At 73.2% G+C, this 6,746-nt stretch carries 6 protein-coding genes; 4 read left to right on the top strand and 2 right to left on the bottom strand.

Features of this window, described 5'->3' with window-relative positions; all coding sequences use genetic code 11:
- Positions 1-39 precede the first annotated feature (39 nt).
- From trpS to KJP73_RS04320, 4 genes are all read left to right on the top strand, one after another.
- On the top strand, positions 40-1,062 hold the full coding sequence (gene trpS / locus KJP73_RS04335; protein ID WP_213281571.1) for a tryptophan--tRNA ligase: 1,023 nt from the start codon (positions 40-42) through the stop codon (positions 1,060-1,062).
- A complete protein-coding gene (locus tag KJP73_RS04330; protein ID WP_249669091.1) occupies positions 1,059-1,643 on the top strand; it encodes a 2'-5' RNA ligase family protein in 585 nt (194 codons plus the stop codon). The genes trpS and KJP73_RS04330 overlap by 4 nt, the downstream gene beginning before the upstream one ends.
- A gap of 82 nt (positions 1,644-1,725) precedes the next feature.
- Complete coding sequence (locus tag KJP73_RS04325) at positions 1,726-2,769, top strand: YihY/virulence factor BrkB family protein (RefSeq protein ID WP_213281560.1); 1,044 nt, start codon at positions 1,726-1,728, stop codon at positions 2,767-2,769.
- A gap of 479 nt (positions 2,770-3,248) precedes the next feature.
- Positions 3,249-4,043, top strand: coding sequence for a hypothetical protein (locus KJP73_RS04320; protein WP_213281559.1), 795 nt, complete (start codon positions 3,249-3,251; stop codon positions 4,041-4,043).
- Between the two features lie 83 nt (positions 4,044-4,126).
- Here KJP73_RS04320 and KJP73_RS04315 read toward each other — a convergent pair whose 3' ends face one another.
- Entirely contained in the window at positions 4,127-4,894 is a 768-nt protein-coding gene (locus tag KJP73_RS04315; protein ID WP_213281558.1) for a succinate dehydrogenase iron-sulfur subunit, read from the bottom strand.
- On the bottom strand, positions 4,894-6,732 hold the full coding sequence (gene sdhA, locus KJP73_RS04310) for a succinate dehydrogenase flavoprotein subunit (RefSeq protein ID WP_213281557.1): 1,839 nt from the start codon (positions 6,730-6,732) through the stop codon (positions 4,894-4,896). Before sdhA ends, KJP73_RS04315 begins: the two co-directional genes overlap by 1 nt.
- Between the last annotated feature and the right edge of the window lie 14 nt (positions 6,733-6,746).

Genomic DNA, 6,746 nt, shown 5'->3' with positions numbered 1-6,746 from the left:
CGGCGGCGTCAGAGGTGTATAAGAGCCAGGAATGGACCCATGGTCTCCGCCCGCCCCCGCATCTTCTCCGGGATGCAGCCCACCTCCGACTCCCTCCACCTCGGCAACTACCTCGGGGCCCTGACCCAGTGGGTCGCCCTGCAGGACGCGTACGACGCCCTGTACTGCGTGGTGGACCTGCACGCCCTGACCGTCGCCCCGGACCCGGCCGCCCTGCGGGAGCGCACCCGGCGCACCGCGGCGCAGTACCTGGCGGCCGGCGTGGACCCGGAGCGCTCGATCCTGTTCGTGCAGTCGCACGTCGCGGAGCACGCGGAGCTGTCGTGGCTGCTGTCCTGCCAGACGGGCTTCGGCGAGGCCGGCCGGATGACGCAGTTCAAGGACAAGTCGTCGAAGCAGGGCGCCGAGGGCACGACCGTCGGGCTGTTCACCTACCCGATCCTCATGGCCGCGGACATCCTGCTGTACGACACGGCGCTGGTCCCGGTGGGGGAGGACCAGCGGCAGCACCTCGAGCTGACCCGCGACCTGGCCCAGCGGCTGAACTCCCGGTTCGGCGACGGCACGGCGGTCGTCCCGGAGCCGCACATCGTCAAGGCGACCGCCAAGATCTACGACCTGCAGGACCCGACGGCGAAGATGAGCAAGTCCGCCGCGAGCCCGAACGGCATCATCGAGCTGCTCGACCCGCCGAAGACCGTCGCCAAGCGCATCCGGTCGGCCGTCACGGACGCGGTCGGCGAGGTCCGCTACGACCGGGAGAACCAGCCCGGCGTCGCGAACCTCCTGACGATCTTCTCCGCGCTGACGGGCCGGGAGATCGACGACATCGTGGGCGACTACGACGGCAAGGGGTACGGGCACCTCAAGGTCGACCTCGCCGACGTGGTGACGGACTTCCTCACCCCGTTCCAGGAGCGCGTGAACGGCTACCTGTCCGACCCGGCGTCGCTGGACGCCGTGCTCGAGGACGGCGCCGAGCGTGCCCGAGGCATCGCGCAGGCCACGCTCGACCGGGTCTCCGACCGGTTCGGGCTGCTCCCGCGCCGCAGGACGGCATGAACCCCACCGGGCCGTTCGGCGAGGAGATGCGGATCGGCGTCGCGGTCACGGTGCCCGAGCCGTACGCCGGCCAGCTCCAGGGCGCGCGCGCCCGCGTCGGCGACCCGGCGGCGGACCTGATCCAGCCGCACATCACGCTGCTCGGCCCCACCGTCGTGCCCGTCTCCGCCCTGGACGACGTGGCCGCGCACCTCCGCGCCGTCGCGGCCCAGCACGCGCCGTTCACGGTGCACCTGCGGGGGACGGCCACGTTCCGGCCGGTCTCGCCCGTGGTGTTCGTGCAGGTGGTCGAGGGCATCGCGGCGTGCGAGCTGCTGGAGGTCGGCGTCCGGTCGGGGCCGCTCGCGCAGGAGCTCCGGTTCCACTACCACCCGCACGTCACCATCGCGCACGACGTCCCGGACGACGCGCTGGACCGGGCGTTCACGGAGCTCGCCGGGTACGACGCCCGGTTCGACGTCACCGAGATCCACGTCTACGAGCACGGCGACGACGGCATGTGGCGCGCGATGGCCTCGTTCCCGCTGACGGGGGCGAGCACGCCCGGCGACGGCGCCCCGGCCCGCCCCGCCCCCGCCTGACCTGGCCCGACGGAGCCGCGGCCGAGCCGGTCGCGGCGGGCGCCGGGATGCCGAGCACGGTCCGGGCTCCTAGGGTCACGGCATGGGAGTCCCGGCCGAACCGCAGGGCGCCGGTCGCGCGCACGCCCGCGCCGCCAGCACGCAGGACGTGGTCGCGGGCAACCGCAAGGACATCGGCGCCCGCGTGTACCCCGCCGGGGTAGCGGGGCTGGTCGCCCGCGCCAAGGCCCTCCTCGCGTGGTGGCAGCACACCCGCGCCGCGCGGGCCAACGCCCGGTTCGGCGCGGCCGGCGGCGGGGTCCTGACCGGCGGCATCGCCTACGCGACGATCTTCTCCGTGTTCGCCGGCCTCACCATCGGCTACACCGTCTTCATGGCCGTCCTGGGCGAGAACGACGCGCTCCGGCAGACCGTCCTGGAGACCATCGACGCCAACCTCCCGGGCCTCGTGCAGACCAGCGGCGACGACAAGAGCGGCATCATCGACCCCGACACGCTCACCCTCAGCACCGGCGTCGGGGTCGCCGGCATCGTCGCGCTGGTCGTGCTCGTGGTCAGCGCGATCTCCGCGATGGCGGCCCTGCGCACCGCCGTCCGGGCGATGTTCGACCCGGCGGCCGGGGGCGGCAACCTCGTCGCCGGCAAGCTCCGGGAGCTCGGCGGCTTCGCGGGCATCGGCGGGGCGATCCTGCTGTCCGCGCTCCTGAGCATCGCCACGACGACCGCCGCCGACTGGGCCCTGCACGTCCTCGGGCTGGACGGGTCGACCGTCGGGACGATCGTGCTCCGCGCCGCCGGCATCGCCGTCGCGTTCGTGGTGGACGCGCTGACGTTCTGGCTGATCGTGGTGGTGCTGGCGGGTCAGGCCCCGGCGTGGCGGGACCTGCGGCAGGGGATGCTCGTCGCGGCGGTCGGGCTCGGGCTCGTGCGGGTGCTCGGGACGTCGGTGGTCGCCGGGTCGGCGCAGCGCAACGCCGTCCTCGCGTCGTTCGCCGTCATCGTGACGCTGCTGATCTGGGTGAACCTCATCGCCCGCATCGTGCTGCTCGCCGCCGCGTGGACGGCCGACCCCCCGGCCGCGGACGAGGCGGAGGCGGACCAGGAGCCGGAGCCCGCGGCCGTCTGACCCCCGCGCGCCCCCTCGGGCGCGCCCCCTCGGGCGCCGAGTGGAGCGTTGTGCCGGACACGCCGAGGTGAGTCGGGCCGAACTCACCACTTGGTGCCGGCGTGCGGGACACCGCCTCGGCCGCACGGCGTGTCGCGACGTGGACGCGGCGACGGTCGTCCCCAGCGCGTGCGACGCGCTGGTCCGCACGGCCCGCTGCGGCCCAGGCTGGGGCGATGACGCCCTCGCCGGACCGCGCTCGTGACTCTCCGTCGTCCGACGATGCCGCCCTGCCCGCGGTGCTCGTGAGCCGGGATGCCGTCGCGCGCGGCCGACGCGCCGACCTCCGCGCCGGGTACGTCCGCGCGGCCCACGGGGTGCACGTCGCGGCGGGTACGTCACTGGCGGACGCGGACGTCCGGATCGCCGTCGCGGCGGCCGGTGCGCCTCCGTCGGTCACGATCGGCGGATGGGTGGCGGCTCGGCTGCACGAGAAGCGCGTGATCGGACGTCACGGTCGTGGCGGGAGCCGGCGTCCCGCGAGCCGGTCGACGGCGGAGGTGCCGTTCTTCGACGGCGTGTCGGCTTCCGGGCGGCCCGCGTTGCTGCCCGTGCTGCTGCTCGCGCCGCGCGAGGTCCGCCTCACGGCCCGGCCCGGGCAGCGCCTGCTGCGGAGCCGGGTGTCGCCGGACGAGCGGGTGCTGGTCGACGGCATCCCGGTCACCGCGCCGGTCCGGACGGCGTTCGACGTGGCACGCACGGCCGGGATCGAGGACGCGGTGGCCGGGCTCGACCGGTTGCGGGCGCTCGGGCTGCTGGACGTCGAGGAGCTCGCGGGCCTGGTGCGTCGACGAGGAGGCTGGAGGGGCGTCGGCGCGGCCAGGCGGGCGCTGGCGCTGTCCGCCGACGGGGTCGAGTCCCCGCAGGAGTCGCGCATGCGCCTGGTGTGGCTCGCGGCGGGACTGCCGGTGCCCCGGTGCAATCCGGTCGTGCTGGACGCGGACGGGCGGTTCGTGGCGCGGGTCGACGTGCTCGACGAGAGCAGCGGACTGGTCGCGGAGTACGACGGCGCGGTGCACTCGGGTGCGGACCGGCGCAGCGCCGACGCGGACCGCCAGGAGCGGCTGCACGCGGTCGGCATCGAGGTCCTGCGGGCGACGTCGGCCGACCTGGCGACACCGACCTCACGTGCCCGCTGGCAGGCCCGCGCCCTGGCGGCACGCCGACGGGCGCTGGAGCGGCGTCCGCGCGCGCGGTGGCACGTCGCTCGGGACCCCGGGTCGCGCGCTCCGTGACGAAGTGGAGCGTTCTGCCCGACACGCCGAGGCGAGTCGGGCAGAACGCTCCACTTCGTGGTCGGTCCGGGGAGGCGGGAAGGTCAGAACGCGCGGGTGATCATCGCGCGCTTGACCTCCTGGATCGCCTTGGTGACCTCGATGCCGCGGGGGCACGCCTCGGTGCAGTTGAAGGTGGTCCGGCAGCGCCAGACGCCCTCCTTGTCGTTGAGGATCTCGAGCCGCTGGGCCCCGCCCTCGTCGCGGCTGTCGAAGATGAACCGGTGCGCGTTGACGATCGCCGCGGGGCCGAAGTACTGCCCGTCGGTCCAGAACACCGGGCAGGAGCTCGTGCACGCGGCGCACAGGATGCACTTCGTGGTGTCGTCGAACCGGGCCCGCTCCTCGGGGGACTGGATCCGCTCGCGGGACGGCTCGGTGCCGGTGGTGATGAGGAACGGCATGATCTCGCGGTAGGAGGCGAAGAACGGCTCCATGTCGACCACGAGGTCCTTGATGACCGGCAGGCCCTTGATGGGCTCGACGGTGATCGGCTTGTCGGGGTTCAGGTCCTTGAGCAGGGCCTTGCACGCCAGCCGGTTGCGCCCGTTGATCCGCATGGCGTCCGACCCGCAGACCCCGTGCGCGCAGGAGCGGCGGAACGTCAGTGACCCGTCGTGCTCCCACTTGATCTTGTGTAGGGCGTCCAGGAGCCGGTCGGTGCCGTGGGCGGTGACCGTGAACTCCTCCCAGAACGGCTCGTCGCCGTGGGTCTCCGGCTTGTAGCGCCGGATCTTCAGGGTCACGTCGAACGACGGGATCTCGCCGGCCTTCGGCTCCGCGGACGCGTCGCGGTCCAGAACAGCAGTCATCAGTACTTCCGCTCCATCGGCTGGTACACGGTGGTCACGACGGGCTTGGTGCCCAGGACGACGGCCGGGCGGCCGGGGCCGGGTGCCGGGATCTCCTCGCCCTTCGGCGCGGAGCCGGCGGGGGAGTCGACCGGGACGCCGGGCACGCGGCGGTAGGCCATCGTGTGCTCCATGAACGACTCGTCGTCGCGCTTGGGGTAGTCCTCGCGGAAGTGCCCGCCGCGGGACTCCCGGCGGTTCAGCGCCCCGACGACGACGGTCTCGGCGATGTCGAGCAGGAAGCCCAGCTCGAGCGCCTCGATCAGGTCGGTGTTGAACGCGCGGCCCTTGTCCTGGACCGACACGCGGGAGTAGCGCTCCTGCAGGACCTGGATGTCCTGGAACGCCTGGCGCAGGGACTCCGCGGTGCGGAACACCTGCGCGTTGGTGTCCATCGTCTGCTGCAGCTCGCGGCGGACGTCGGAGACGCGCTCGCCCTGGGGGCGCTCGCGCATGTTCTCGAGCTGCGCGACGACGGCGGCCTCGGGCGACTCCGGCAGGTCCACCCACGGCGCGGTGCGCGCGTACTCGGCGGCGGAGATGCCGGCGCGCTTGCCGAACACGTTGATGTCGAGCAGCGAGTTCGTGCCGAGCCGGTTGGAGCCGTGCACGGAGACGCACGCGACCTCGCCGGCGGCGTACAGGCCCTTGACGACGTGGTTCGTGTCGCGCAGCACCTCCGCCTCGACGTTGGTCGGCACGCCACCCATGGCGTAGTGCGCGGTCGGGTAGACCGGCACCGGCTCGGTGTACGGCTCGATGCCCAGGTAGGTGCGGGCGAACTCGGTGATGTCCGGGAGCTTCGCGTCGATGTGCGCGGGGTCCAGGTGGGTGAGGTCGAGCAGGACGTAGTCCTTGTTCGGTCCGGCGCCCCGGCCCTCGCGCACCTCGTTGGCCATGGACCGGGCGACGATGTCGCGCGGCGCGAGGTCCTTGATCGTGGGCGCGTACCGCTCCATGAACCGCTCGCCGTCGGCGTTGCGGAGGATGCCGCCCTCGCCGCGCGCGGCCTCGGAGAGCAGGATGCCCAGGCCCGCGAGGCCGGTCGGGTGGAACTGGAAGAACTCCATGTCCTCCAGCGGCAGGCCGCGGCGGTAGGCGAGCGCCATGCCGTCGCCGGTCAGGGTGTGCGCGTTGGAGGTCGTCTTGTAGATCTTGCCCGCGCCGCCGGTCGCCAGGACGACGGACTTCGCGCGGAACACGTGGATCTCACCGGTGGCGAGCTCGTACGCGACGACGCCCGAGACGGCCACGTCCTCGCCCTCGGGGACCTCGCGGGCGGTGAGGTCGTGCGTGAGGATCAGGTCCAGCACGTAGAACTCGTTGAAGAACGCGACCTCGTTCTTCACGCACTGCTGGTAGAGCGTCTGCAGGATCATGTGGCCGGTGCGGTCCGCGGCGTAGCAGGCCCGGCGCACGGCGGCCTCGCCGTGGTTGCGGGTGTGGCCGCCGAACCGGCGCTGGTCGATCCGGCCCTCGGGCGTGCGGTTGAACGGCAGGCCCATCCGCTCCAGGTCGAGCACGGCGTCGATGGCCTCGTTCGCCATGATCGTCGCGGCGTCCTGGTCGACCAGGTAGTCGCCGCCCTTGACGGTGTCGAACGTGTGCCACTCGGGGTTGTCGTCCTCGACGTTGCCGAGCGCGGCGCACATGCCGCCCTGGGCCGCGCCGGTGTGCGAGCGGGTCGGGTAGAGCTTCGAGATGACCGCCGTGCGGGTGCGGGCGGACGACTCGAGGGCGGCGCGCATCCCGGCGCCGCCGGCGCCGACGATGACGACGTCGAACTGGTGGGTCTGCATCGGGGTCGATGCCT

This window comes from Cellulomonas hominis, from assembly GCF_901521055.1.
Classification (GTDB): domain Bacteria; phylum Actinomycetota; class Actinomycetes; order Actinomycetales; family Cellulomonadaceae; genus Cellulomonas; species Cellulomonas endometrii.
Note: the sequence above shows the minus strand (reverse complement) of the source record. Positions and strands in the feature narration are given on the sequence as shown.

Excerpts from the sequence above, each read along its gene's own strand:
- KJP73_RS04315 (WP_213281558.1), bottom strand. The coding sequence starts at position 4,894 with ATGACTGCTGTTCTGGACCGCGACGCGTCCGCGGAGCCGAAGGCCGGC.
- KJP73_RS04325 (WP_213281560.1), top strand. The coding sequence starts at position 1,726 with ATGGGAGTCCCGGCCGAACCGCAGGGCGCCGGTCGCGCGCACGCCCGC.
- trpS (WP_213281571.1), top strand. The coding sequence starts at position 40 with ATGGTCTCCGCCCGCCCCCGCATCTTCTCCGGGATGCAGCCCACCTCC.
- sdhA (WP_213281557.1), bottom strand. The coding sequence starts at position 6,732 with ATGCAGACCCACCAGTTCGACGTCGTCATCGTCGGCGCCGGCGGCGCC.
- KJP73_RS04330 (WP_249669091.1), top strand. The coding sequence starts at position 1,059 with ATGAACCCCACCGGGCCGTTCGGCGAGGAGATGCGGATCGGCGTCGCG.